Raw genomic sequence first — 24,149 nt, 5'->3', positions numbered from 1 at the left:
TCGGTTATAGAATACTACGGTATACCATTTTTCCGGCAGGTCACGGGGATGGACCGAGACATGATGCAAACCGCGGCTTCAGCCGCCACCGCGGCGCAGGCGCTGGCCCGCTTCGCCGCCGATCTGCGGTTCGAGGACATCCCGGAAGACGTGCGGGAGCGGGCAGCGGCTTGCATCGCCGACACGCTGGGATGCATCGTCTACGGCTGCCGCTTCCCCTGGAGCGCGGCAACCGCCGCCTACGCGCGACGCTACGGCGGCCAGGGCCCCTGCACGGTGTTGGACACGCCCGGTATAGGGACGCCCGGTATCGCGGCGCCGCTGGCGGCGCTGGCCAACGGCGCGGCGGCGCACGCCTTCGAACAGGACAGCCTGCGCTACCCCGGCGCCGGCGTGCATCCGGGCGCCACCCTGGTCCCCGTGATGGCGGCCGTCGCGCAGGAAACCGGCGCCCATGGGCGGCAGGCCCTGACCGCCTTCGTAGCCGGCTGCGAAGTGCTATTCCGCATAGGCGCGGCATCCCGCCACAGCAGCGAAAAGCTGGGCTTCCACGCGCCCGGCCTGACCGGCCCCTACGGCGCGGCGGTGGTGGCCGGCGTCCTGATCGGCCTGGACGCGACCGGCATCGCACGGGCGCTGGGCATCGCCGGCTCGCTCTCCGCCGGATTGCTGGCATTCACCAAATCGCGCGAGGGCGCCATGGTCAAGCGCCTGCACATGGGCCGCGCCTGCGAGGCCGGCGTCCTGGCCGCACGCCTGGCGGCGGACGGCTACAGCGGACCGGAGACCATATTGGAAGGCCGCTTCGGCTTCCTCGAAACCTATTGCCGCGAGCCCGATGCCGGCCGCCTCACCGCGGACCTGGGCGGCAACTGGGAAACCCTGCGCATCTGCATGAAGCGCTACGCCTGCCATGTCACGCCGCAAGCCGCCATGCAGACGCTGCGCGGATTAATGGCCGCGCATGGCTTCGGCGGCGACGACGTCGCCGAACTGGCGCTCGGCATGTCGGAAAAGGTCGCCAGTCATCACGACATCCGTGATCCCGGCGACATCATGACGGCGCAATACAGCGCGCCTTTCTGCGTGGCCCTATCGCTGTACCGCGACCCCGAGGATCCGCGCGCCTTCGACCCATCCGCGCTGCAGGATGCCAGGATCGCCGCGCTGTGCCGGCGTATCGCGCTGGCCGCGGAGCCCGGCCTGCCCTCCGCCTGGAGCGCGCGCATCGCGCTGACCTTGCGTGACGGGCGGCGCTACGACGCGCTGGCGCGGGACTACAAGGGCATGCCCCAGACACCGATGACGCAGGCGGAAATGCGGCGGCGCTTCCTGCTGCTGACGGAAGAAACGCTGGGCCGGCGCGCGGCCGCCGACTGGTACGACCGCTTGATGCAATTACCGGCGCAAGCCGCGCTACCCATGCCGCGGGCTTGATCGCGGCCTTTACCCGCGCTTCTTCATGGCCTCGGGAAACGCCGGCCGGCGCACCTCCCCGACCAGCTTGCTGTGCCGCACGCGCGTACGCGCGTGCAACGCGTTCTGCACATGCCGCACTGCAACAGCGCGCGCCGCGGCCTCGTCACGCGCCGCGATGGCTTCGTAAAGTTCGCGATGTTCCGCGATGACCTCGGCACGCCGCTCCTCGATCACCAGCGTGGATACGTTCCGATAGGCCGACAGGGTATCGGCGGTGATCAGCAGGAACTTCAGCAGGAACTGGTTGTGCGCGGCGCGATAGACCACGTCGTGGAAAGTGCGATTGTGTTCGTACATCTGCTCCGGCTCGTCACGTATCCGCGCCTCGTGATCGACCAGATGCTTCAGCGTGGCGATCTCCGCCTCCGTCGCGCGCTTGGCGGCGGACGCGGCGGCCGCGCCTTCCAGCAGTTCCCGCACGGCATAAAGCTCTTGCACCGCCTCGTCGTCGATGGACGCGACCACCAGCCCGCGCCGTGGATGCTGTGTCAGCAGGCCTTCGTTTTCCAGACGGCGCAGGCCCTCGCGGGCAGGCGTGCGGCTGATGCCCAGCCATTCCGCCACCTTGTATTCGGACACGCGATCGCCCGGCTTGAGATCATTGGCCAGGATAGCTTCGCGTACCGACTCGTACGCGACGTCGCCCAGCAGCAGATTGGAGTCGTAGGGTTTTCTTGTCATGGAAGTGTTCACGCTGAGGACAGCTTGCCTTGACGGTGGCCGGCGCGCCGTGAAAGCATCGAGGGATTGTAGAACTTCCCCTGTTTCCGGATCGCCGATGATCTCAAAACTCGTAGAAAGCACCGCGCAGGCGCTGGCGGATATCCCCGATGGGGCCACCATTCTGATCGGCGGCTTCGGGCCCGCCGGCCAACCGGTCGAATTGATCGATGGGCTGCTGGCCCAGGGCGCGAAAGATCTGGTGATCGTCAACAACAACGCCGGCAACGGCACCACCGGCCTGGCGGCCCTGCTGGGCGCCGGGCGCGTACGCAAGATCATCTGTTCCTTTCCGCGCCAGGCGGATTCGCAGATCTTCGACGGCCTGTACCGCTCGGGCAAGATCGAATTGGAGCTGGTGCCGCAAGGCACGCTGGCCGAGCGCATCCGCGCCGCCGGCGCCGGCATCGGCGGCTTCTACACCCCCACGGCCTACGGCACGCCGCTGGCCGAAGGCAAGGAAACGCGCGAACTGAATGGCAAGCACTATGTTTTCGAACTGCCGCTGCATGCCGATTACGCGCTGATCAAGGCCGACCGCGCCGACCGCTGGGGCAACCTGACCTATCGCAAGACCGCGCGCAATTTCGGCCCCATCATGGCCAGCGCCGCCAAGGTCGCCGTGGCCCAGGTACGTGAGATCGTCGAACTGGGCGAACTGGACCCGGAAGCCATCGTCACCCCCGGCATTTTCGTCAAGCGTGTCGTGCGCGTCGACGCCGCCGCGGGCAAGGAGTGAGCATGACCGACAAACTGACCCGCGACCAAATGGCCGCCCGCGTCGCCCGCGACATCCCGGAAGGCGCCTACGTCAACCTGGGCATCGGCCTGCCCACCCTGGTCGCCAATCATCTGCCGGCCGACCGCGAGATCGTGCTGCATACCGAAAACGGCATGCTGGGCATGGGACCGGCGCCCGCCAAGGGCCAGGAAGACTACGACCTGATCAATGCCGGCAAGCAACCCGTTACGCAAGTGCCCGGCACGTCCTTCTTTCATCACGCCGATTCCTTCGCCATGATGCGCGGCGGCCATCTGGACATCTGCGTGCTGGGCGCCTTCCAGGTATCCGTCGATGGCGACCTGGCGAACTGGCATACCGGCGGCGCCGATGCGATCCCGGCGGTCGGCGGTGCGATGGACCTGGCCAGCGGCGCCAAACAGGTTTTCGTCATGATGGAGCTGACCACGCGCGAAGGCCTCAGCAAGCTGGTGCCGCAATGCACTTACCCGTTGACGGGCGTGCGCTGCGTATCGCGCGTCTATACCGACGTCGCGGTCTTCGATATCCGCGCGGACGGCGTCTATGTCGTCGAGACCTTCGGCGATACCGACCCGGCGGCGCTCGAACGCGTCACCGGACTTCCGCTACGATTCGAGATACCGGTCGCCCGCTGATATCCGGCGGGGGACGCTCATCGCGGGAGAACAACCATGAAACGCCTGCTTGCCGCCGCCATCCTGTCCGCCGCCGCCCTGAACGCCGGGGCGCAATCGATGACGCAAGGCGTCACCATCGATAGCCTGCAGGCCGTCAAGGACATCGCCTCCGGCGCCACGGTGATTCGAGGCACGGTGCACAACGACACGGGCAAGGAACTGAACCGCGTAACGGTGCTGTTCCAACTGCAGGACGCGCAGGGCAACGTCATCGGCACGACGTCGGCGCAGACCTTCAATCTGCCGGACAAGCAAACCTGGGATCTGATGGCGACGACGCCGCTGCCCTTCGCGCGGTTCACCGCCTACGAGATCAAGGCGGAATAACGGACGTCATCCGGGCTCGCGATCAAGGCAACTGAATAGCGCGAACCGGATGGCCGCGCGGGGCCCGCGCGATGATTCGGGCTTACGAACTCACGGCCGCAGCACAAGCGTGTGCGCGGCCGTGCCCGGCATGAAGGGCGACGCGGCGCCCTCCACCCAGTCCTGGTGCCCGGCCAGGAAGAACGGCGACATGGGATGCCCGGACGCGCCGCCGGGCATTTCCAGTATTCCCTGTGTTTCCTTGCCGGGCGCGACCACGAAACGCTCGGATGCGCCGAAGGCCGGCCGCTGGACGCGCGGCATATTGGTGTCGCCGGGCACGGCCTGCGCCGGCGCCGAAAACCATGCTCGCAGCGGTCCGGGCAGCAAGCCCGCGAACGGGTGGCCGATGGCCAGGGTATTGCGCTCGCCCCAATCCGCCTGGTCCAGCGATGCGCCGCGCGGCCGGTTGCGGACGATGGTTTCGTCGATGGCGCCCAGCATGAAGGCCCGCCAATTGGCGTAGCGCGCGGGTACCCAGGCCTGTTCCCGCACCAGGGCGCGCATGACCGGCTCCAGCCGGGATGAGGCCCGGCCCACGGATATCGCCGGCGCAAGCTCCGGCGCGCGCGCCGACAGCCGCTCGTCCAGCCCGGCGAACCAGGCGCCATACAGCGTTTCACGGAAATCCCGAACCAGGGTGTAGCCGGCCTGGTCGACGTCGGCGCGCCCATTCCATTGCAGCAGGATGCGCCGCAGGGCGGCACGGTCCGGATGCCCGGCGAGCGCGGGCTGGTCCAGGATATCCAGCGCCAGCTGGCGCCAGAACTCCAGCCACAGGCCGCGATCGTCCAGCTGGATGGCCAGCAGGGCCTGCTCGTCGTACGTATCGCGCGCGAACAGGCCATCGCGGATCTGCGTGCCGCGCAATCCCACATCGGCGCCGCCGTCGCCTATCGCGCGCTGGCGCCCGGCGTCCCCCAGCTGCGTGCTGTTGGCCGTCCACAGCCGTCCGGAGGGCGGGTCGACCACGCGGGGATACCGCCGCGGCGGCAGCCGTTCGGCGGGCGCGGCGGCCCTGGCCGCCTCGACGGGATAGCCGTCGGGATCCCGCGTGGCCCGCGGCAGCGGGCCGGCCAGGGTCCAGCCGATATGGCCGGCGCTATCCGCCACCAGGATGTTCTGCGTCGGCACCCCGGAAGCCTGCGCCACGCCCAGGGCCTGGTCCACGTTGCGCGCCGTCTCCATGCCCAGCAGGCCCAGGTCGGCCGCATACGGCTGGTGGGCGATCCATTCCACGGCATAGGTCTGGTCGCCCACGGCCATTTCCGGCCCCCAGCGCGTCTCCAGCACCGGACGGCGCACCGGCGCGCCGCCCTTCACCTGTATCCACTCGTCGTGTTCCGTGGCGGTTTCCCACTCGCCGGACGGCCCGCGATAGCGCCGGGGATCCTGGGGATCGCGTTCCAGCCTTATCAGATCGATGAAGTGTCCGTAGCTGTTGGTGAAGGCCCAGGCGACGTCGCCATTGCTTCCCGCCACCACCACCGGCGCGCCGGGCAGGCTGACCCCGCTGATGCGGCGCGGCTCGGGGCCCCGCAGCACCAGCGTCAGGCGATACCAGATATTGGGCAGCCGCAGCCCGAGATGCATATCGTTGGCCACGCGCGCCGCGCCATCGGCGGCACGCGTGCCGGCCACCGCAAAGGCATTGCTGCCGACCTCGGCGGCCGCCGCCTCGGATTGCGCGCGGCGTCCGGCGTTGTCCCGCCCGGGGCCGTCCAGCCCGGGGCCATCCAGCCAATCGGGACGCGTCCGTGGCACTCGCAAGGGTGGCGCGGCGATGTCGACGCCATCCAGCGGCGCGTCCATCGCGCTGGCCCGCGGCGTCAGGAATGCCAGCATGTCAGCGGGTACCGCGTCGCGCAAAAGTCCCCGCGACAGCACGCGAATCAACTCGGCCGACTGCAGATCCAGATACATCGCGTCGATGGCCAGCAGCGTATCTTCCGGCCGCCAGGGCTGCGGACGCACGCCCAGCACCCCATATTCGAAGGGCCACACCGGCAGCGCCGCCTGGGCGGCGTTGACCCCGTCCGCATAGCGCTGCAACAGCTCGCGCTGGGCGGGCGGCAAGGCGGCATAGGCGGCCTGGGCGCGAGCGCGGAAGCGATGCATGCGATTGCGCTGGTCCAGAGGGATGGCGTCCGCGCCCACCAGGGCGGCGACCTCGCCGGCCGCGACCCGGCGCAGCAGATCCATCTGGAAATAGCGGTCCTGGCCGTGCGCATAGCCCGTGGCATAGGCCAGGTCCAGCCGGTTGTCGGCCGTCACCGTGACGCTGCCCTGCGTGTCCCGCTCTATCGTGGCATTCGCCGATAGGCCCTCGCCGCGCAGTTGCCCGTCCAATCGCGGCAGGCTGGCGCGCATGGCCAGCCAGGCCGCCGCGCCGGCTACGGCGGCAAGCGCCAGGACGCCCGTGCAGAGCAGCGCCAGCACGCGCCCCCATCGGCGCTTCCTGTTCTTCAATCGCATGCGCCGTGTTTTAACAGCCGCTCCATGACGCGTCCACCCTGGCGGCAGAAGAGTTCGCGCGCCGCGACGAGGAAATCGGCCCCGCGCCGCGGCAAGCTCCGACAGCGGCGCTCAATCCATCCCATTTCGCCGCCCGGCCTTTGCGCCATGGCTGGGAACAGGCTCGCGGGGGACCGGCACTCAACGCGCCTCGAAGGGAGAACACCATGACGCAACTTCTACACCGCTGCCCGGCGCGGCCATGGCCAGACGCCGTCTCGATGCGCGGGGAGGCTAGCCCGACATGACTAGCATCGGATCATGCAGCACCCTCAGTACCATTCCGTCGCTGGACGCATACGCCGTATCGGACACGCCCGCCCTGCGCGATCTTTGCGGCCTGCTGACCGTGCAGGACCCCGGCGAACTCGATGCGCAGCGACTCATGCAGCTGGAGGCCGCGCTGCGCACCGTCGACAGCACGGAGATCGGCGCCGCGCTGCTGCGCGCGATCCGTGCCTGCGACATGCCCGCCGACGAGACGCCCTGCATCGTCTTCGACTACACCGAGGACCTGTCCACCGTCGCCGAAGGCGATGAAGACGCGGAGCTGCGCCGCGAACGCACCATCCATTTCGATGTGGAACCCGCCATCACCGCCCTGGAAGACGCCGTGGGCGAATCGCCTCCCGCCCGGCAAGCCGCCGCCTTGCTACTGCAACAGGCCGTCGACCTGTTCGCCGACCTGGCTGCGTACTACGCCACTTGCCTCGGGCAATACCGCACGGCGCCCAGCCTGGGCTTTGCCGAGTATTCGGCGCTGACCTTCCGCGACCAACTCGGCGATCCCGTGCCGCAATGGCAGCGGGATATGGAAGCCTATGTCCACGCGGCCACCGATCCGGACGACAAACGAGCCCTGGCGTGGGAACTGGTCAGCATGTGGGACTACGCCGGCGACCCCACTCAACCGCTGCGCCTGATTTCCTTGGGATTGGGCGAGGCGCCGCCGCTGAAGAACCTGACATCGCTACAGTGGTTGATCCTGGCGGACAACCGGCTCACCGAGTTCCCGTCCACCGACCGGCTGCCACCGACGCTGATCAGGCTGGATGTCGCGGGCAACCCCATGGAAACGCCCGCCAGCAGCTATGCGCCGCAACTGCGGCAAGTCACCGCGGACGCCGCCATGTGCGAACGGCTGCGTTTGCGCGACATATTGCCGGCGGGCGTGGAGCTGACCGAGGCCAGCGCGGACTACGTGGTCAACATCCACATCGCGACGCGGTTCCTGTCCGAGTTCCCGGAAACCCTGGCGAACGTCCTTCCCATCGATGACATGGAACGCCGCGGCTACACCAGCGAGGTCATGGCGCCGCTATACCCCGAAGGCATGCTCGACAAGGCCGCCGAAAAATGGCTCGCTCCGTCATCCGGCGCCGGCACGTCGTCCGCCCCGGCCGCCCTGCCCCCCGCCAGCGATGACTGGCAAAAGGCGCAGGACATCAACGCGAACGCCGTCGCCGCACTGAACGGCCTGCTCAACCGCTTGCATGAAGTCTGGCTCAAGCAGCCCGACCCCGACTTCCATGATCGCATCGCCGCCCTGCTGACGAAAATGCGGCAACCCGGCAAGGAAAAATTCCTGGAGGAATGCCTGACCATCGCCCGCTATGGTCCCGGCTCCTGCCAGGATCAGATGCTGTATACGCTGAACAGTCTGCAGATCGCATCCTTGAACTCCGACATCGAAGACGGCGAATACGACGACAGGCTGGTGGAGCTGCTGCACCAGGGCGAAGACATGCTGAACATGCATACGCTGGCGCAGTATTTCGCCGAACTGCGGCCCGAACTGAAATTGCGCGCCCAGCGGAAAAACATCGAGTTCGACGAAGTGGAACAGTGGCTGAACCTGCTGACCCGTCTGCAGGGTACGACGCATATCCCCCCCATGCAGTTCAAGATGCATTTCCAGTACCTGTCGGTCGTGGAGCAAGCCGATGCCGACGCGGCGCGCGAAAAGATCGCCGACGCAAGGAATTCCGGATTCTTCGATTTCCTGGCGACGTGGACGCCCTTGCACACCGTCATACGGCGCGTCTCGCCGGCGCTGATCCGGCGCGCCGAGAAATGGCGTGACCGCATTTACAACGACCGCGGCCGCGTCTTTGCCTTCCTCAACCGCATAATGGACGCCGAGCGCGTGTTCGCCGCGTCCCGCAAGTCGGATATGGAAGTCTTCAAGGTGGGACCGCGCATGTTCTGGACCCGCTACGAAATGGAGGTCCAGAATTATCTGGCGCGGCAACACCTGCGCCGCGATATGCCCGACGTACTGATGCCGGTCTGCAGCGCGGTCAGCGAGAACATCGAGACGATGATCCACAGGACCACGGTAAGGGAATTCATGGCGACCCACCGGCTGAAGCTACAGCAGGCCATCGAACAGGACCGCCAGCCGCGCTGGTTCACCGACCTGCGCCGTCGCGTGACCTAGGCGCCCTCATGCCCGGCGCTTGAACTGCTTGCGGTACGCGGACGGAGAAGTCTGCAACATGCGGGAAAAATGCTGGCGCAGCGACGACGCGCTGCCCAGGCCGGCGCGGGCGGCGATGACCTCCAGCGGCAGATCGGTGGTCTCGAGCATTTTCTGCGCGAGCCGCAGCCGTTCGGCCAGCAGCCATTCGCTCAGGCTGCACCCGGTCAGGGACAGGAAGCGGCGATTGAAGGTACGGCGGCTCATGGCCAGGCGTTCGGCCAGGCTGTCGGCCGTATGCTTGTCGACGATGGACCCGCGCAGCCAGTCCAGCAGCTCTGCCAGGCGGAAGCCGGCGCCCTCGGAGGACGCCGCCTGCGGCGGCAGCTGCGCCTGGGCGCCATGGCGATGCGGCGGCACGACCAGCCGGCGCGCCGCGAAATCCGCCACCTTGGCGCCATACAGGCTGCGCACGATGTGCAGGCAGCAGTCTATGCCGGACGCCGTCCCGGCGGATGTCGTGATGTTGCCGTCGTCGACGTACAGCACCGACGGCTCGACCTTGACGCGGGGGAATTGAGCGGCGAATTGATCCGCCCAGGCGAAATGCGTGGTGGCGCGGCGGCCGTCCAGGATGCCGGCGGCGGCCAGCACGTAGGCGCCCAGGCAAAGGCCGACGATGCGGGCGCCCCGGGCGCTGGCGGCGGCGACCGCCTCCACGAGGGCGGCGGGCGGGGCTTCCTTCGGATCGCGCCAACTGGGGATCACGATCACGTCGGCGGTTTCGGTGATTTCGAGAGATGGCGTCGTCACGACCGAGAAGCCGGAGGTCGTGGTGGCCAGGGTCGCGCCTTCCGCGGAACATACTTTCAGCGAAAATCTAGGCGCGCCGGCCACCCCGCCGTAGCTGCCGAACACGGCGCAGGGCACTGACAGGTGGAATGCGCTGATCCTGTCGAAAGCGACTACGGCGATGACTGGCGCGGGAATAGACACGGCGATGATGCCCGGGATGCTGCGGTATTGGCCCAATTCTAGCGAAAATTGACCGAAAACCGGCGAACCAATCCGTGGCGCTGCTCCAGAATTCCTATGCCATGGGGAATTAGCCGCCCGTGACCCATATGCGAATCGCGTCAGGAGAACGGAACGGTTATCAGCATATTCAAAAAATAGAAGGCAGGGCTGCGCGATGCCGATCAGGCTTCTCTCGAACGGAAAGACCATCTCCCTCAGGTCGTTTCCCCGGGCCGAAGATTTTCCGGTCGACGAGCGCGCCTCCACCATGGATGCCTTCAATCGCCTTATCGGCATGAATTGGGATGTCACCGAACCGCACTGGACCCCGACCCATAGTCCATTCCGGAGCGGTTACGGACTGATCCTGATCCATGCCGACAAGGAGCTCGTCGGGTTCTCGATTTACCAGTACTTCGATATGAACGGCGACCTTTGCCTGTACCGATCCGGTACGGAACTGGCGCCACCCTACCAAGGCCTGGGGGTATACAGCGATGTCACGGATCTGATATTCGCCGAGGCCTTCCGCCAGCGGCCGCACCAATCGCGGTTGCTGTATTGCTGGCGGACCCGCAATGCCATCGTGGCACTGACCAACGCGCGCCGTTGCGCCGAGGTCGTGCCCGACCTGCAGGCCGACCCGCCCAAAGAAAACGGCGGGCGGGCCGGCTTGCTTGCCCTGGCCGTCCTCGCGGCCAAGCGGATCTACCCCGACCACGTGCTGGAACTGCCGGCGCTGGTCATGCGCGGCGCCTACGGGCACATCAAGCACCGCAAGCCTTCATACCGCGGCGCGGCGGTACATGTGGGCAAGCGTATCTCCACATTGGCGCCCAACTCCACCGACGCGCTGTTTTCGCTGGGCATCGTCCGCCGACCCACCCTGTCATGAGCAAGGCCGCTTCGCTGCCGCCGCATATCGCGCTGGAAGCCGACCGGCCCGGCGCGCGCGCGTACGCGTCCTGGATCCTGATCGCGCTGGCCTACGCCGTGGCCTTCATGCAGCGCCTGGCGCCGCAATCGATGCTGAACGAACTATCCGCGTCGTTCTCGATCGAGGCGGCAGGCCTGGGCGTGCTGGCCTCGGGCTATTTCTACGGTTATCTGGCCATGCAGATTCCCGCCGGCATCCTGGTCGACACGCTGGGCGTGCGGCGGGTCCTGATCGGCAGCCTGCTGGTATCGCTGACCGGCACCACCTGCTTCGCCATGGCCCATAGCGTGCCGGCCGCCTTCGCCGCGCGCCTGGTGATCGCCTGCGGCGATGCCTTGGTCTTCACGTCCATGCTGAAGCTGGTGGCGCTGAAGTTCCGGCAAAGCCGCTTCGGCCTGATGTCGGGCTTGTCGCAGGTGTCGGGCTACATAGGCGGCGCGATGGCGACCACGCCGCTGGCCTATGCGGTGTCGGAACTGGGATGGCGCGAGTGCTTCGCCATGGTGGCGGGCCTGATCGCCTTCAACCTGGTGGCGGCAATCCTGGTATTCGCCCGTACGGACCAATCTCCGATGGCGCTGAAAGAACTAGCACCCAAACTGGGCCGCACCCTGCGGATGTTCCGCGGCAGGCTGCGCAGCGCCAGCAGCTGGGGCTGCGCCGTCGTTTTCGCCTCGCACTTCGCCTCCGTCACTACGCTATCTGGAGTATGGGGATTGCCCATGGTCCGGGATACGCTGTCGATCAGCAAGGATCAGGCGAGCACCTGCATCCTGGCATTCCTGGTAAGCAATGTGGCCGGCTCCATCCTGCTCGGCCATTTGTCGGATCGCGTGATGAACGTGCGACGCGCGCTGCTGTGGAACTGCCTGTTGCGCGCGGCTATCCTGCTCGCCTTGCTTCCGGCACTGCTGGCATCGATGGGGTATGCATACGCCATCGCATGCTTCTGCGTCCTTGGCTTCGTGGCCGGCGGTACCGTCCCGCTGGTATTGAAGGCGGTACGAAAGTTGTACTCCACCGAGATGATCGGTATTGGAGCCTCGTTCAACACCACGCTGGCCGGCATTACGGCCGCCGTGGTGCAGCCGCTTATCGGATCCCTGCTGGCCACTTCGGCCACGGGCAGTCCCGGCCACTTGTCTTACACCGCGCAGGGCTATACCGGATTCGTTCTCCTCATGGCGGCCGTCTCGGCCCTGGGCTGTATCGGCGCGGCGGCGATGCGCTTCGCACATCAAGCTTAGCCCTCTTCATCGTGCCGATGCGGCATCATGCCGCGCGCACGTCATGGCAAGTCGATTTTTCCCTCCACCTGATGGGTAGACAAAGCCGTGAAAGACTATCTAAGCCGAACTCAAGTCGAACAACGCCACGCGCCTGGCTCATGGCAGGCGATCCTGTTCCAGGAGCTGGCCAGCACCCTGAACAGCGATACGCGCGCGTTTCCATGCGTCTTCGGCGTCGCGGGATACCGCGCCGATCAGTTGCGCTATCTTTTCCTGGAAGACGACGACGTGGAGGGACTGGCGCGCAATCTGCGCGCATATGTCGCCGAGTCGCGGTCCTGCGGCCCCAACACGTCGCTGCTGGCGTTTTTCCGTCCGCGCCCGCTGCTGCCGCTGGAAGCCTATCGCGCCAAATTCTGGGCCATGCTGGGCCGCCTGGCCTCGCTGGACGACAGCGAATGGCCGGCCGATATTCCAGCGGAACTGGACAGCCCGCATTGGGAATTCTGCTTCGCGGGCGAACCGATCTTCGTCGTCTGCAATACGCCGGCCCACGTACAGCGGCAAAGCCGGCGCGCCAGCTCCTTCATGATGACCTTCCAGCCGCGCTGGGTCTTCGACAACATCCTGGGCAGCCCCCGGGCGCGCGAGGCCAGCGTATCCAAGGTGCGCCAGCGCCTGGCGACCTACGACATGATCCCGCCCTCCAAAGAACTGGGCGCCTACGGCGATCCGTCCAATCGCGAGTACAAGCAGTACTTCCTGGGGGACGACAACCGGCCGACCACCGGATGTCCTTTCCACGCCATGCGCGCGGCGGACCTGGCGTCCGAGACGGAAATCTGAGGCAAGGGGGCTGACATGGAAATCATCAAGGGTTTGCTGGGCGATACCGAACTGGCCGAGAACCTGCGGGTCCTGCTGCCGAAGCAGGGCTGCATAGAAGTGCAGCGCGACGCGCCCGGGAAGGAGCATCGGACCCATAGCCATCCCACCGACGAAACGCTGATCATCGTCGATGGCGCATTGACGGTGTATGCGGATGGCGTCAATTACGTATGCCGGAAGGGGGACGTCATCGACCTGCCGGCCGGCACGGTACACGGGTCCACCGCCTCATCGGAAGGGGCGATCTATCTGATCGCCTTCGAACGGCTGGCGCCGTCCATCAAGGAGCGCTCCGCGCAGCAATGTCCGGCGTAGCGGTCCAGCGGCCGCGGCGCCCGCTGCGTGGGCGGCAAAGGCAAGCGTGGCGGCGGCGTCGGCCGTACGCCCTAGCCCATTTGCCGCTCATGCGTCGGTACGAGCGCTACGGCAGCCAGGCGCGGCAGCGGGGCGACCCGGCCGATCAGCGCGTCGCGACCATAAAAAGGCGCGGGAAGGGCAGGAGCACGGAACCATCCGCCAGCGGCGGATGCGTCTGCCTGACCAAGTCCGTATAGCGCGCAAGGTAGGAGCGCTTTTCGTCTTCGTCCAGCGGATCGAGGAAGGGCCGCAGCGCGCTACCCTTGAACCATTCGACGATGGCGTCAGGCCCATCCTTCAGCACGTGGTAGTAGGTGGTGCGCCAGATGTTCGCCGTGGCGCAGTGCTGCTGCAGCAGCTCGTAGTACCACTCGGCGGAGCGCAAGGCCGTCCGCGCCTGGCTGGCGTCCTTCAACTTGTCCGCCCAGGGGCCGTCCACCGCCAGCTCGCGCATCATGCGATGCGGGCGCTCGTCCATCGTGTCCGGCATCTGGATGGCCAGGCTGCCGCCTTCCGACAGCCTGGAGACCAGCGCGGGGAATACGGTTTCATGATTCGGCACCCACTGGAATACCGCGTTCGCGAGGATGACGTCGTAAGCAGTGGCCGGCTGCCAGGTATGGATGTCCGCGACTTCGAATTGAACCTGCGGCATGCGCTTGCGCGCCGCCGCGATCATGTCGGCCGAACTATCCAGGCCGGAGACCCTGGCCGTCGGAAAGCGCCGCGCCAGGACTTCCGTGGAATTGCCTGGCCCGCACCCCAGATCGATGACTTCCCGCGCATCGTCCGATGGCACGGCGGACAATAGATCGCGTACCGGGCGGGTTCGTTCGTTCTCGAACATCAGGTACTGCTTGGAAGACCATTTGTCCTGTGCCATCGCGCTTGCTCCAGGGGTTGCCGGAAGGATTTCGATGATACCTCCGGCTTGCTTGCAAGCGCTTGACTCGGCCGCGGCGGCCGCGCGATGGCGGCGTCGTATGCAGCCCGGATTACCGAGGCGCGGGAACGTCGCCCGCGGGGTGACACCGCGTTGACGACATGAGCGATGTTTGATTAAATCCAAATGCCTCTCAAAGGGAGTAGCTGACACGACGCGGCACGCGCGTTGTGACACGGTGCCGTCATTACGGCACTGGTGGGCTGGCAGCCACCAGTGTTCGGTGCCGTGACTCGGAATCCAGGCATTCCGGGCGGCAAGACTGGCGAGGATCCCAGACAATTTGTCGCCCATACGTTGCCGGTTGGGCTGAGAGGCTCGTTACGATGATCTCCATCGGAACCCCTTTGCTGTGGACACTGTTCACGGTCTTCGTACTCGTCGCGCTCGCGATCGATTTCTTTGCACTCAACCGTCAGGGCTCGCATGCCGTCGGCATGCGCGAGGCCACCATCTGGTCGCTGATATGGGTGGCCGTTTCCTTTGTCTTCGTCGGCTGGCTGTGGTGGTATCTCGGCGGCGCCGGGCCCGACCCCGTCGCACGGGAACTGGCCAACGCCAAGGTGCTGGAGTTCGTCACCGGCTACCTGGTGGAGAAGGCGCTCGCGGTAGACAATATTTTCGTCTTCCTGATGATCTTCAGCTACTTCGCCGTGCCGGCGGCGTTTCAGAAGCGGGCGTTGATGATCGGCATTCTTGCTGCGTTGGTCCTGCGCGCCATCATGATCCTTATCGGCGCCTGGCTGATCGTCAGGTTCCACTGGCTGATGTACGTGTTTGGCGCTTTCCTGCTGTTTACCGGGATCAAGATGTGGCGCGCCGCGGGCGAGGAGTCCGACCTGGCGGAAAATCCGGCGCTGCGCTGGATCAAGCGGCACATGAAGATCGCCCCCGATTACGACGGCGAGAAGTTTTTCACGAGGGTCGATGGCGTCAGGGCCGCAACGCCGCTGCTCGTGGTCATCCTTATCATCGGTGTGGTCGACGTCGTGTTCGCCGTGGATTCGATTCCGGCGATTTTCGCCATCACGACCGACCCGTTCATCGTGCTCACGTCCAATGTATTTGCGATCCTGGGCCTGCGGGCGATGTACTTCCTGCTCGCGGGCATGCACGAGCGCTTCCATCTGCTCTCATATGGGCTGGCCGTCATCCTGGTGTTCATCGGGACCAAGATGCTGCTCATTGACCTCTACAAGATACCGATTTCCTGGTCGTTGGGCTTTACGGTGCTCACCCTGGCCGCGGCAATGATCTTGTCCGTGCGCATACCGCCGAAGCCGGGCGGCACGCAGCGAATCGCCGAGGAACCTCGCGGCTGAGAATCGCTCGCACAATGGAAAAGAGCCAGGTCAGCAATCACTGACCTGGCTCCGGAATTTGACCACTTGAGTGGTCGGGGCGAGAGGATTCGAACCTCCGACTCCTGCGTCCCGAACGCAGTACTCTACCAGGCTGAGCTACGCCCCGCTCTTAGTGTTATCGGCTTTGCGTCATCGACGGCAATACTGCAATCAAAGACACCAACAACACTGACATCAAACACTAACGATCGCGGTTAACCGCGAAAGCGCAGAATTCTAGCAGGGATTGCTGATAAACGGAAATCGGGAAGCCCGCCAGGGCCTGCCTGGCCAGTTCCGCCTCCGCGTGCGCGGCTTCCATGGCGTGATCGAGGGCGTCGGTGGCATGGATGGCCGCGGCGACGGCTTCGAAATCGGCGTGGCCGGTTTCGATGGCGGTGCGCACCAGTTCCTGCTGCGCGGGCGTGCCGACTTCCATGACGCGGATCAAGGGCAAGGTGGGCTTGCCTTCGCGCAGGTCGTCGCCGACGTTCTTGCCCAGGGCGGCGGCATCGCCGCCGTAGTCCAGCACATCGTCCACCAGTTGGAAAGCCGTGCCGATGTGGCGGCCGTAGGCCGCCGCGGCCTGTTCCTGTTCCGGGGTCGCGCCGGCCAGCACGGCGCCGACCTGCGCGGCGGCCTCGAACAGCTTGGCCGTCTTGTAGCGGACGACCTGCAGGTAGCGCTCTTGCGAAACGTCGGGATCGTGCACGTTCAACAGCTGCAGGACTTCGCCTTCCGCGATGACGGTGGTGGCCTGCGACAGGATGGCCATGACGCGCATCGAGTCCACATCGACCATCATCTCGAACGAACGCGAATACAGATAGTCGCCCACCAGCACGCTGGCCGCGTTGCCGAACACCGCATTGGCCGTCTGGCGGCCGCGGCGCAGGTCGGATTCATCCACCACGTCATCGTGCAGCAGTGTCGCGGTGTGGATGAACTCCACCACCGCCGCCAAAGTATGGTGGTCCGTGCCGGCATACCCCAGGGCGCGGGCCATCATCAGCAGCAGCGCCGGACGCATGCGCTTGCCGCCGGCGCCGACGATGTAGTCGCCTATGGTGCGGATGAGCACAACGTCGGAATTCAGCCGGGCGCGGATGACGGCATCCACCGCCTTCATGTCGTCGGCAACGGGGGCAATAAGCTCGGGGAGATTCAAGACGTGTCCGGGTGGTAGAAAGACGAGCGCCAAAGCTCATGTCGCGGGCCCGCGCCCGCCATGCAAGCCGGCCGGGGTCGTGCGAATTATACGGTGTCACCTAGACGCCGCCGCGCCCAGGCGGGCGGCGGCGTCCCAGGGGATGGCGCCGCGGTGCGCCACCTCGCCTATGGTCCATGGCCCCCAGGCGACACGGCCGGGCCGAACGCCCGCCCCTGCCCCCGCGTGGGCAGCCATGCAACACGTAACTCGTTGCCCTGGTGGGACTTTTTGACATCGCGGTTATGGCGGGCTAGAATCCTGAGTTCGGCGTTTTGCGCTGAAATTACCCATATAGGAATTTACCCATGTACGCGGTCATAAAAACCGGCGGCAAGCAGTATCGTGTCGCAGCCGGCGAAAAACTCAAGGTAGAACAGATACCTGCTGACATTGGGCAAGAAATCACCCTGGACCAGGTTCTGTCCGTGGGCGAAGGCGACCAGCTGAAGATTGGTACGCCCATCGTCTCCGGCGCCGTGGTCAAGGCGACCGTTCTTGCGCATGGCAGGCACGACAAGGTCAAGATCTTCAAGATGCGCCGTCGCAAGCACTATCAGAAGCATCAGGGCCACCGTCAGAACTACACCGAAATCCGCATCGAGGCCATCACGGCCTGACGCGCATCGGTATCCATAGCAGGAGCTAAAACATGGCACAGAAAAAGGGCGGCGGCTCTACGCGGAACGGTCGCGATTCAGAATCGAAGCGACTGGGCGTCAAGGCCTACGGCGGTCAACTGATCCCGGCCGGCTCGATCATCGTGCGCCAGCGCGGTACCCGTGTCCACGCCGGCGTGAACGTCGGCATGGGCAAGGACCACACGCTGTATGCGCTGATCGACGGCAAGGTGCAGTTCGGCACCAAAGGCGCGCTGAACAAGAAGACGGTATCGATCGTCGCCGCCGAATAAGCGCGCGCATTCCGATCCGCACCACGAGAAAGCCCTGTCGCGTGCGGCAGGGCTTTTTTGTTAGTGGTCTAACTTAGGAAACGCGCGGTATCGCGCGCATCACCATCATGAAATTCGTCGACGAAGCCACCATTGAAGTCATTGCCGGCAAAGGCGGCAACGGCGTGGCGAGCTTTCGCCGCGAAAAATTCATCCCCAAGGGCGGTCCCGATGGCGGCGACGGCGGCCGCGGCGGCAGCATCCTGGCGATCGCCGACCGCAACATCAATACGCTGATCGACTTCCGCTACGCGCGCCTGCATCGCGCCCGCAATGGCGAAAACGGCCGCGGCTCGGACCAGTACGGCGCCGCCGCGCCCGACATCATCCTGCGCGTGCCGGTGGGCACCATCGTGCACGACGCCGATACCGGCGAGCAGCTGTTCGACCTGAGCCGCCACGGCCAGGAAGTCGTATTGGCCGCGGGCGGCCAGGGCGGCATGGGCAATCTGCATTTCAAGTCGAGCACCAACCGGGCGCCCCGCCAATGGACGCCGGGCAAGGAAGGCGAACAGCGCCGCCTGCGCCTGGAATTGAAAGTGCTGGCCGACGTCGGCCTGCTGGGCATGCCGAACGCCGGCAAGTCCACGCTGATCAGCAAGATTTCGAACGCTCGCCCCAAGATCGCCGATTATCCGTTCACGACCCTGCATCCCAACCTGGGCGTGGTGCGCACGTCGGCGGCGCGCAGCTTCGTCGTGGCGGACATTCCCGGGCTGATCGAGGGCGCCTCGGAAGGCGCGGGCCTGGGCCATCTGTTCCTGCGCCATCTGGCGCGCACGCGCGTGCTGCTGCATCTGGTGGACGTCTCGTCGCCCGATCCCGAAGCCGATCCCATCCCGCAGGCCGTGGCCAATGCCCGCGCCATCGTCGAGGAACTGCGCCGCTATGACGCCGATCTGGCCGCCAAGCCGCGTTGGCTGGTCTTGAACAAGCTGGACATGGTCGCGACGGAAGACGCCGACGCGCTGAAATCCCGCTTCTGCCAGGAATTCGGCTGGACGGGGCCGGTATACACGGTGTCCGCGCTGACCGGTGACGGCACGCAGGATCTGATCTGGGCGCTGCAGGACTACCTGGACGCGGAAAACCGCAAGGACCAGATCGCGCAGGACCAGGCGGACGGCACCTATGTGGCCGAAGACCCGCGCTTCGACAATACGCGCTCGGACGCCGATCCGCGCGGCGGTGACGAATAAGCCATAATCGCAATCCTCCGCCGTGCCGCCCAGGCACGGACGGCTCACCGCCCCACCCGCTTACGTTCCGGCTTTCGTCATGTCCGCCGACACTACTGCCGTATCCGTCATCGCCGCCGCCAGCCGGCTGGTCGCCAAAGTAGGATCCACCCTGGTCACCAACGAGGGCCGCGGGCTGGACCGCGCCGCCGTCGCCCATTGGGCCCAGCAGATCGCCGCGCTGCGCAAGCAGGGCAAGCAGCTGGTGCTTGTCTCCAGCGGCGCCATCGCGGAAGGCATGGCGCGGCTGGGCTGGCGCAAACGGCCGTCGGTCATGCACGAACTGCAGGCCGCCGCCGCGGTCGGCCAGATGGGATTGGCGCAAGCCTACGAAGCCGCCTTCGCCGAACATGGCCTGCGCACGGCGCAGATCCTGCTCACCCACGAAGACCTGGCCGATCGCCGCCGCTACCTGAATGCGCGGTCCACGCTGTTCGCCCTGCTGCGCCTGGGCGTGGTTCCCATCGTCAATGAAAACGACACGGTGGTCACCGACGAGATCCGCTTCGGCGACAACGACACGCTGGGCGCGCTGGTGACGAACCTGATCGAAGCGGATGCCTTGATCATCCTGACGGACCAGCGCGGCCTGTATGAAGCGGACCCGCGCAAGCATCCCGACGCGCGCTTCGTGTCGCATGCGCAGGCCGGCGATCTGGCGCTGGAGGCCATGGCCGGCGGCGCCGGCAGCGGCATCGGCACCGGTGGCATGCTGACCAAGGTGCTCGCGGCCAAGCGCGCGGCGCACAGCGGCGCGCATACCGTCATAGCGTCGGGCCGCGAACGGGACGTCCTGGTGCGCTTGTCGCAAGGCGAGTGCATAGGCAGCGAGCTGCGCGCCGTGCTGCCGGTGTGGTCGGCCCGCAAGCAATGGCTGGCGGACCATCTGCGCCTGCGCGGCCGCGTGGTGCTGGACGAAGGCGCGGTGCGCGCGCTGCGGCAGGAAGGCAAGAGCCTGCTGCCCATAGGCGTGGTCGACGTGCAGGGCGATTTCGAGCGCGGCGACGTCGTCGCCTGCGTGGATGCGGAGGGCCGCGAATGCGCCCGCGGCCTGGTGAACTATTCGTCCGCCGACACGCGGCGCATCATGCGCCAGCCCTCATCGCGCATCGAGGCGCTGCTGGGCAGCATGACCGAGCCGGAACTGGTGCACCGGGATAACCTGGTCGTGCTTTGAGCACGCGCCGCTAGCCTTCCAACAGCGACATCTTCAACTGCACGCGCCGCTGCAGCCACAGGCTGGGGCGATAGCGCGGGTCGCCCGTGACGCGCTGCATATTGCGCAGGACCTCCAGGATCCGCCCCGCTCCCAGCATATCGCCCATGGCCAGCGGCCCCAGCGGATAACCGAGACCCAGCGTCACCGCCTTATCGATATCCTGCGCCGTGGCGATGCGCTGCTGCGCGATGTCGCAGGCCGTATTGATGATGGTCGCGACGATGCGCTGGGCGACGAAGCCGGGCGAATCCTCGATCAGGCTGACGGGCGCGCCGTCGGACGCGAACAGCGCATGCGCCGCCTCGCGCCAGCGCGGCAGCGTGGCCGGCGACGCCATCACCGTGCGCCGCCGCTTGGGATCGAAGCCATGCAGGGCATCCACGCCCACGGTGCGAGCCGGATCCAGGTCCTGCGTGAACACCGCGGTGGAGATGTCCTCCCCATACGGCGTGACGACGATCAGGGCATCATCCGGAGCACGGCTGTCCGAGGCGCGCTGCACGCCCATCTGGTCCAGCAGGGTCGCCACGGCGTCATGCCCCTGCGGGTGTATCCCGCTCACCCATACCTTCAGGCCGGCGGGCAACGCCGGCGCGGCCGCTTCGGCCGGCACCTGCTTCTGGCCGTCCGGATAGCGGTAGAAGCCCTCGCCCACCTTGCGTCCGAGCAGGCCACCCGCCAGCCGCACCGTGGTGATGGGCGACGGCCGGAAGCGCGGTTCGTCGAAAAACTGGCGATAGATCGACTCCATCGCCGGATGCGAAACGTCCAGCGCCGTCAGGTCCATCAGCTCGAACGGGCCCATGCGAAACCCCGCCTGCTCGCGCATGATGGCGTCGATCTGGGCGTAGGTGGCGACCGACTCCTGCGCTACCCGCAGGCCTTCGGTACTCATGCCGCGTCCCGCGTTGTTGACGATGAAGCCCGGCATATCGCGCGCCCGCACCGGCGTATGCCCCATGCGGCGGGCCAGATCCATCAAGGCATCCCCGGCCGCGGGATCGCTGCGCAAGCCGTCGATGACTTCGACCACCTTCATCAGCGGGACGGGGTTGAAGAAGTGATAGCCGACCACCCGAGCCGGCACGCGGCAGGCCGCCGCGATCGCGGTGATCAACAGCGAAGACGTATTGGATGCCAGGATGCAATCGTCCGCGACGACCTCTTCCAGCTGCTTGAAGACATCGCGCTTGATATCCAGCCGCTCGATGATGGCTTCGACCACCAGTTGGCAGTCCTTCAGGTCCGCCAATGCGGCGCAGGGCACGATGCGGTCCAGGGCTTGTTGCGCGGCCTCCGCCGTCAGCTTGCCTTTTTCGGCCAGCTTGGCCCAGGTCTGCTGCAGACTGGCGCGCGCCGCCGCCACCGCGTCGGCGCTGGTGTCGTACAGGCGCACGGTCAGGCCGGCCTGCGCCGCGATCTGCGCGATGCCGCGCCCCATGGCGCCGGCCCCCACGAGGCCGATGATGTTGATGGTCCCTGCCATGATGTTGGTCTCCCGTTCGTGATTCATGCGCCGCCCGCGCCGTGCCAGCCTGGATGCGCGGCGGCCGCCGGTCGTTCTATAGAAGGTTGCGGTGCGCCGGCTTATTGCGAGCCGGCCGCCAGCGCCTGGATATCATCATCCGACAGCCCCAGCCGATCGCGCAGCACCTGTTCGGTATGCTCGCCCAGCATCGGCGGCGGCCGGCGGTATTCGACCGGGCTGCCGGAGAAACGCAAGGGGCTGGCGCCGAACGGTACGCTCCCGGCGACCGGATGGGGCAATTCACGCCGCATCTGCCGGAACCGCACCTGAGGATCTTCATAGACCTGGTCCAGCGTATTGATCGGCCCCGCCGGCACGCCAACGGCCTCCAGGTCGGCCAGCCAGCGATCGCGCTCGCCCAGCGCCATCCGTTCGGTCAGGATGGGAACCAGCACGTCCCGGTTCACAACCCGCTTGGGATTGGTGGCGAAGCGGGGATCGTCGGCCAGTTCCGGCAGGCCGATCACGCCGCAATACGCACGGAACTGGCTGTCGTTGCCGACCGCGACGATCATGTGCCCGTCGCTGACGGCGAATACCTGGTACGGCACCAGGTTCTGGTGGGCATTGCCCGCGCGGCGCGGCGCCACGCCGGAGGTCATGTAGTTCAGATTCTGGTTGGCCAGCATGGCCACCTGGCAGTCCAGCAGCGCCATATCCAGATGCTGCCCCAGGCCGCTGCGCTCGCGTTCGAAAAGCGCGGCCAGGATGCCGGTGGTGGAGTACATCCCCGTCATCAGGTCGGCCACCGCCACGCCGGCTTTCTGCGGACCGCCGCCGGGCAGGTCATCGCGCTCGCCGGTGATGCTCATCAGTCCGCCCATGCCCTGGATCATGAAGTCGTAGCCGGGCCGGCTGGCATAGGGGCCGGTCTGGCCGAAGCCGGTGATCGAGCAATAGATCAGCCGCGGATTGGCCTGGCTCAGGCTCTCGTAGTCCAACCCGTATTTGCGCAACCCGCCTACCTTGAAGTTCTCCACCAGGATGTCGCTCTGCATGGCCAGCTGGCGCACCAGCTCCGCCCCGCGGGGCGAGGCGATGTCCAGGGCCACCGACAGCTTGTTGCGGTTGGCGGACAGGTAATAGGCCGCTTCCGTCGTGTCGTTGCCATCGGCGTCCCGCAGATAGGGCGGCCCCCAGCCCCGCGTATCGTCACCACTGCCCGGCCGTTCGATCTTGATGACTTCGGCGCCCAGGTCGGCAAGGTTCTGGGTACACCAAGGCCCGGCGAGGACGCGCGTCAGATCTAGAACACGGATACCGGTAAGCGGAGCGGGACGAGTGGACATGGAGGCCGGAGCGTATTTGGGGCCAGGTCGGAGCGTGGCGGGTTGGTTCGGGGGAGGTGGCTATTGTGCCCTACATACCGGCGCGAACCGGCCCGGGATCGGGGCGTATTCCATGGCATGGACGCGCCATGCCGGCAGCCGGGAGGAACCGCCCAACCCATTGAAATCCAAGAGGTTTTTCAAGAACGGCAATTCGTGTCTTGTCTTTTTACAACAAACCTAGGGTAAACCCCTAATTTTTGTTGCGCCGCACTACGGGTTTTCCCTATAATGGTTTTCACCAAGCAGGCAAACAGCAGTAGATGACAGCAGTACGGAGAACGCCATGACCCATATCGCCCTGAACCAGAATCTTCGTCTTACCGACGCCCTCGAACGCGACATCCTGGAGACCACCTTGAACACGCAACCCGCCGCCCATCCCGTTAACGCCGTCAAGCGCGCCGTTCGCGCCGTGGCCCATGGCGTTGGCGCCTTCTTCAACTTCATCGAAGAAGTGCAGGACACCATGAGCCGTGCGCAAGAGCAGACCGGCCGCTACACCGGCATGCAGTGGTAATCGGCCACGGCCGGTGTGGCGTCCGGATACCGGGCTGAGCGACTGAATCGCTCGCCTGCCATCCGGCAGCCGTCCACCGCAGGAAGCGCCCGCGTCCGCAGCAGGTATCGCCGTCGAGCCATCCGGTCGATATGCGCCTGGACACGGAAGCCGCCCCGGTTGGCGCCCGCTACACCTGGCCACCGTAGTACCCGCGGGTTCCATCGATGTTTTCCTGGGACCTCGCGGCAGCAAGCGCAGCGTAGAGAAGTCTCCGAAGCAGTGACAGCAGCAAGTTGTACAAGCAGTCGCAGTCAGCAGCATCGCAGTGCGCAGTAGAGCAGTAGAGCAATAGAGCAATAGAGCAGTGACGTAGTAGAGCAAACGCAGTACCGCCGCTCCGTAATGGCCGGCATCGCGCATCAGGCAGTATGTTGTACGCGCGATGCCGGCCATTGTTTTTTGCGCGCCGGCCGCATCTTCTGGCTAACGCGCATTGACAGCGTTTCGGCCCCGTCCCGATAAT

Annotated in this window: 22 protein-coding genes and 1 tRNA gene; 15 read left to right on the top strand and 8 right to left on the bottom strand. The window is 66.0% G+C overall.

The window, feature by feature from the left end:
- The first annotated feature begins 60 nt into the window (after positions 1-60).
- Complete coding sequence (locus tag ACNA0R_RS20080; protein WP_415827822.1) at positions 61-1,437, top strand: MmgE/PrpD family protein; 1,377 nt, start codon at positions 61-63, stop codon at positions 1,435-1,437.
- A gap of 9 nt (positions 1,438-1,446) precedes the next feature.
- Here ACNA0R_RS20080 and ACNA0R_RS20075 read toward each other — a convergent pair whose 3' ends face one another.
- Positions 1,447-2,160, bottom strand: a complete 714-nt coding sequence (locus ACNA0R_RS20075; protein WP_415827821.1) for a GntR family transcriptional regulator — start codon at positions 2,158-2,160, stop codon at positions 1,447-1,449.
- A 97-nt stretch (positions 2,161-2,257) separates the two neighbouring features.
- Here ACNA0R_RS20075 and ACNA0R_RS20070 point away from each other — a divergent pair, with 97 nt between their 5' ends.
- From ACNA0R_RS20070 to ACNA0R_RS20060, 3 genes are read left to right on the top strand one after another with little or no spacing between them, the layout of a single operon-like run.
- Positions 2,258-2,938: a 3-oxoacid CoA-transferase subunit A gene (locus ACNA0R_RS20070; RefSeq protein WP_415827820.1), complete on the top strand. Its 681-nt coding sequence runs from the start codon at positions 2,258-2,260 to the stop codon at positions 2,936-2,938.
- Between the two features lie 2 nt (positions 2,939-2,940).
- Complete coding sequence (locus tag ACNA0R_RS20065; RefSeq protein WP_415827819.1) at positions 2,941-3,597, top strand: 3-oxoacid CoA-transferase subunit B; 657 nt, start codon at positions 2,941-2,943, stop codon at positions 3,595-3,597.
- Between the two features lie 36 nt (positions 3,598-3,633).
- Positions 3,634-3,966 carry an FxLYD domain-containing protein gene (locus ACNA0R_RS20060; RefSeq protein ID WP_415827818.1) on the top strand — a complete coding sequence of 111 codons (333 nt, stop codon included), beginning with the start codon at positions 3,634-3,636 and terminating at the stop codon, positions 3,964-3,966.
- Between the two features lie 90 nt (positions 3,967-4,056).
- Here ACNA0R_RS20060 and ACNA0R_RS20055 read toward each other — a convergent pair whose 3' ends face one another.
- The gene (locus ACNA0R_RS20055) at positions 4,057-6,480 is read right to left on the bottom strand and encodes a penicillin acylase family protein (protein ID WP_415827817.1); all 2,424 of its coding nucleotides are present in this window, start codon (positions 6,478-6,480) and stop codon (positions 4,057-4,059) included.
- A 283-nt stretch (positions 6,481-6,763) separates the two neighbouring features.
- Here ACNA0R_RS20055 and ACNA0R_RS20050 point away from each other — a divergent pair, with 283 nt between their 5' ends.
- The gene (locus ACNA0R_RS20050; protein ID WP_415827816.1) at positions 6,764-8,959 is read left to right on the top strand and encodes an NEL-type E3 ubiquitin ligase domain-containing protein; all 2,196 of its coding nucleotides are present in this window, start codon (positions 6,764-6,766) and stop codon (positions 8,957-8,959) included.
- Positions 8,960-8,965: 6 nt separating this feature from the next.
- Here ACNA0R_RS20050 and ACNA0R_RS20045 read toward each other — a convergent pair whose 3' ends face one another.
- A complete protein-coding gene (locus tag ACNA0R_RS20045; RefSeq protein WP_415827965.1) occupies positions 8,966-9,943 on the bottom strand; it encodes a helix-turn-helix domain-containing protein in 978 nt (325 codons plus the stop codon).
- A gap of 280 nt (positions 9,944-10,223) precedes the next feature.
- Here ACNA0R_RS20045 and ACNA0R_RS20040 point away from each other — a divergent pair, with 280 nt between their 5' ends.
- From ACNA0R_RS20040 to ACNA0R_RS20025, 4 genes are all read left to right on the top strand, one after another.
- Positions 10,224-10,850 carry a hypothetical protein gene (locus ACNA0R_RS20040; protein WP_415827815.1) on the top strand — a complete coding sequence of 209 codons (627 nt, stop codon included), beginning with the start codon at positions 10,224-10,226 and terminating at the stop codon, positions 10,848-10,850.
- Positions 10,847-12,139 carry an MFS transporter gene (locus tag ACNA0R_RS20035; protein ID WP_415827814.1) on the top strand — a complete coding sequence of 431 codons (1,293 nt, stop codon included), beginning with the start codon at positions 10,847-10,849 and terminating at the stop codon, positions 12,137-12,139. The genes ACNA0R_RS20040 and ACNA0R_RS20035 overlap by 4 nt, the downstream gene beginning before the upstream one ends.
- 87 nt (positions 12,140-12,226) lie before the next feature.
- Positions 12,227-12,967 (top strand): YqcI/YcgG family protein, encoded by a 741-nt coding sequence (locus ACNA0R_RS20030; protein ID WP_415827813.1) that lies wholly within the window; start codon positions 12,227-12,229, stop codon positions 12,965-12,967.
- 15 nt (positions 12,968-12,982) lie between these two features.
- Positions 12,983-13,324, top strand: coding sequence for a cupin domain-containing protein (locus ACNA0R_RS20025; RefSeq protein ID WP_415827812.1), 342 nt, complete (start codon positions 12,983-12,985; stop codon positions 13,322-13,324).
- 145 nt (positions 13,325-13,469) lie between these two features.
- Here ACNA0R_RS20025 and tam read toward each other — a convergent pair whose 3' ends face one another.
- The gene (gene tam / locus ACNA0R_RS20020) at positions 13,470-14,249 is read right to left on the bottom strand and encodes a trans-aconitate 2-methyltransferase (protein ID WP_415827811.1); all 780 of its coding nucleotides are present in this window, start codon (positions 14,247-14,249) and stop codon (positions 13,470-13,472) included.
- 386 nt (positions 14,250-14,635) lie between these two features.
- Between tam and ACNA0R_RS20015 the strand changes: the two genes are divergently transcribed.
- Positions 14,636-15,631 (top strand): TerC family protein, encoded by a 996-nt coding sequence (locus ACNA0R_RS20015; protein WP_415827810.1) that lies wholly within the window; start codon positions 14,636-14,638, stop codon positions 15,629-15,631.
- 71 nt (positions 15,632-15,702) lie between these two features.
- Here ACNA0R_RS20015 and ACNA0R_RS20010 read toward each other — a convergent pair.
- Together ACNA0R_RS20010 and ispB are read right to left on the bottom strand one after the other, a co-directional pair.
- Positions 15,703-15,779: transfer RNA gene (locus ACNA0R_RS20010), tRNA-Pro, on the bottom strand.
- 75 nt (positions 15,780-15,854) lie between these two features.
- Positions 15,855-16,820 (bottom strand): octaprenyl diphosphate synthase, encoded by a 966-nt coding sequence (gene ispB, locus ACNA0R_RS20005; RefSeq protein WP_415827809.1) that lies wholly within the window; start codon positions 16,818-16,820, stop codon positions 15,855-15,857.
- Positions 16,821-17,167: 347 nt separating this feature from the next.
- Between ispB and rplU the strand changes: the two genes are divergently transcribed.
- The 4 genes from rplU to proB all read left to right on the top strand — a co-directional run bounded on the left by rplU (position 17,168) and on the right by proB (position 20,226).
- Positions 17,168-17,479: a 50S ribosomal protein L21 gene (rplU, locus tag ACNA0R_RS20000; RefSeq protein WP_415827808.1), complete on the top strand. Its 312-nt coding sequence runs from the start codon at positions 17,168-17,170 to the stop codon at positions 17,477-17,479.
- A gap of 32 nt (positions 17,480-17,511) precedes the next feature.
- Entirely contained in the window at positions 17,512-17,772 is a 261-nt protein-coding gene (gene rpmA / locus ACNA0R_RS19995; RefSeq protein WP_415827807.1) for a 50S ribosomal protein L27, read from the top strand.
- Positions 17,773-17,879: 107 nt separating this feature from the next.
- Positions 17,880-19,010 (top strand): GTPase ObgE, encoded by a 1,131-nt coding sequence (gene obgE, locus ACNA0R_RS19990; RefSeq protein WP_415827806.1) that lies wholly within the window; start codon positions 17,880-17,882, stop codon positions 19,008-19,010.
- A gap of 79 nt (positions 19,011-19,089) precedes the next feature.
- The gene (gene proB, locus ACNA0R_RS19985; RefSeq protein ID WP_415827804.1) at positions 19,090-20,226 is read left to right on the top strand and encodes a glutamate 5-kinase; all 1,137 of its coding nucleotides are present in this window, start codon (positions 19,090-19,092) and stop codon (positions 20,224-20,226) included.
- 10 nt (positions 20,227-20,236) lie between these two features.
- Here the strand turns inward: proB and ACNA0R_RS19980 are convergent, their stop codons facing one another.
- Positions 20,237-21,781 carry a 3-hydroxyacyl-CoA dehydrogenase gene (locus tag ACNA0R_RS19980; RefSeq protein ID WP_415827803.1) on the bottom strand — a complete coding sequence of 515 codons (1,545 nt, stop codon included), beginning with the start codon at positions 21,779-21,781 and terminating at the stop codon, positions 20,237-20,239.
- 74 nt (positions 21,782-21,855) lie between these two features.
- Positions 21,856-23,085 (bottom strand): CaiB/BaiF CoA transferase family protein, encoded by a 1,230-nt coding sequence (locus ACNA0R_RS19975; protein WP_415827802.1) that lies wholly within the window; start codon positions 23,083-23,085, stop codon positions 21,856-21,858.
- A 325-nt stretch (positions 23,086-23,410) separates the two neighbouring features.
- Here ACNA0R_RS19975 and ACNA0R_RS19970 point away from each other — a divergent pair, with 325 nt between their 5' ends.
- The gene (locus ACNA0R_RS19970; protein WP_415827801.1) at positions 23,411-23,644 is read left to right on the top strand and encodes a hypothetical protein; all 234 of its coding nucleotides are present in this window, start codon (positions 23,411-23,413) and stop codon (positions 23,642-23,644) included.
- Positions 23,645-24,149: the final 505 nt, after the last annotated feature.

Source organism: Bordetella sputigena, assembly GCF_965137885.1.
Lineage (GTDB): Bacteria > Pseudomonadota > Gammaproteobacteria > Burkholderiales > Burkholderiaceae_B > Bordetella_C > Bordetella_C sputigena.
The sequence above is the reverse complement of the archived record's forward strand: the minus strand, read 5'-3'. Positions and strand labels throughout refer to the sequence as shown.

Coding starts and splice junctions, on each gene's coding strand:
- ACNA0R_RS20015 (WP_415827810.1), top strand. CDS start 14,636: ATGATCTCCATCGGAACCCCTTTGCTGTGGACACTGTTCACGGTCTTC.
- ACNA0R_RS20075 (WP_415827821.1), bottom strand. CDS start 2,160: ATGACAAGAAAACCCTACGACTCCAATCTGCTGCTGGGCGACGTCGCG.
- ACNA0R_RS19975 (WP_415827802.1), bottom strand. CDS start 23,085: ATGTCCACTCGTCCCGCTCCGCTTACCGGTATCCGTGTTCTAGATCTG.
- proB (WP_415827804.1), top strand. CDS start 19,090: ATGTCCGCCGACACTACTGCCGTATCCGTCATCGCCGCCGCCAGCCGG.
- ACNA0R_RS20040 (WP_415827815.1), top strand. CDS start 10,224: ATGGATGCCTTCAATCGCCTTATCGGCATGAATTGGGATGTCACCGAA.
- ACNA0R_RS20025 (WP_415827812.1), top strand. CDS start 12,983: ATGGAAATCATCAAGGGTTTGCTGGGCGATACCGAACTGGCCGAGAAC.
- rplU (WP_415827808.1), top strand. CDS start 17,168: ATGTACGCGGTCATAAAAACCGGCGGCAAGCAGTATCGTGTCGCAGCC.
- ACNA0R_RS20080 (WP_415827822.1), top strand. CDS start 61: ATGATGCAAACCGCGGCTTCAGCCGCCACCGCGGCGCAGGCGCTGGCC.
- ACNA0R_RS20065 (WP_415827819.1), top strand. CDS start 2,941: ATGACCGACAAACTGACCCGCGACCAAATGGCCGCCCGCGTCGCCCGC.
- obgE (WP_415827806.1), top strand. CDS start 17,880: ATGAAATTCGTCGACGAAGCCACCATTGAAGTCATTGCCGGCAAAGGC.
- ACNA0R_RS20055 (WP_415827817.1), bottom strand. CDS start 6,480: ATGCGATTGAAGAACAGGAAGCGCCGATGGGGGCGCGTGCTGGCGCTG.
- ACNA0R_RS20050 (WP_415827816.1), top strand. CDS start 6,764: ATGACTAGCATCGGATCATGCAGCACCCTCAGTACCATTCCGTCGCTG.
- ACNA0R_RS19970 (WP_415827801.1), top strand. CDS start 23,411: ATGACCCATATCGCCCTGAACCAGAATCTTCGTCTTACCGACGCCCTC.
- rpmA (WP_415827807.1), top strand. CDS start 17,512: ATGGCACAGAAAAAGGGCGGCGGCTCTACGCGGAACGGTCGCGATTCA.
- ACNA0R_RS19980 (WP_415827803.1), bottom strand. CDS start 21,781: ATGAATCACGAACGGGAGACCAACATCATGGCAGGGACCATCAACATC.
- tam (WP_415827811.1), bottom strand. CDS start 14,249: ATGGCACAGGACAAATGGTCTTCCAAGCAGTACCTGATGTTCGAGAAC.
- ACNA0R_RS20035 (WP_415827814.1), top strand. CDS start 10,847: ATGAGCAAGGCCGCTTCGCTGCCGCCGCATATCGCGCTGGAAGCCGAC.
- ACNA0R_RS20070 (WP_415827820.1), top strand. CDS start 2,258: ATGATCTCAAAACTCGTAGAAAGCACCGCGCAGGCGCTGGCGGATATC.
- ACNA0R_RS20060 (WP_415827818.1), top strand. CDS start 3,634: ATGAAACGCCTGCTTGCCGCCGCCATCCTGTCCGCCGCCGCCCTGAAC.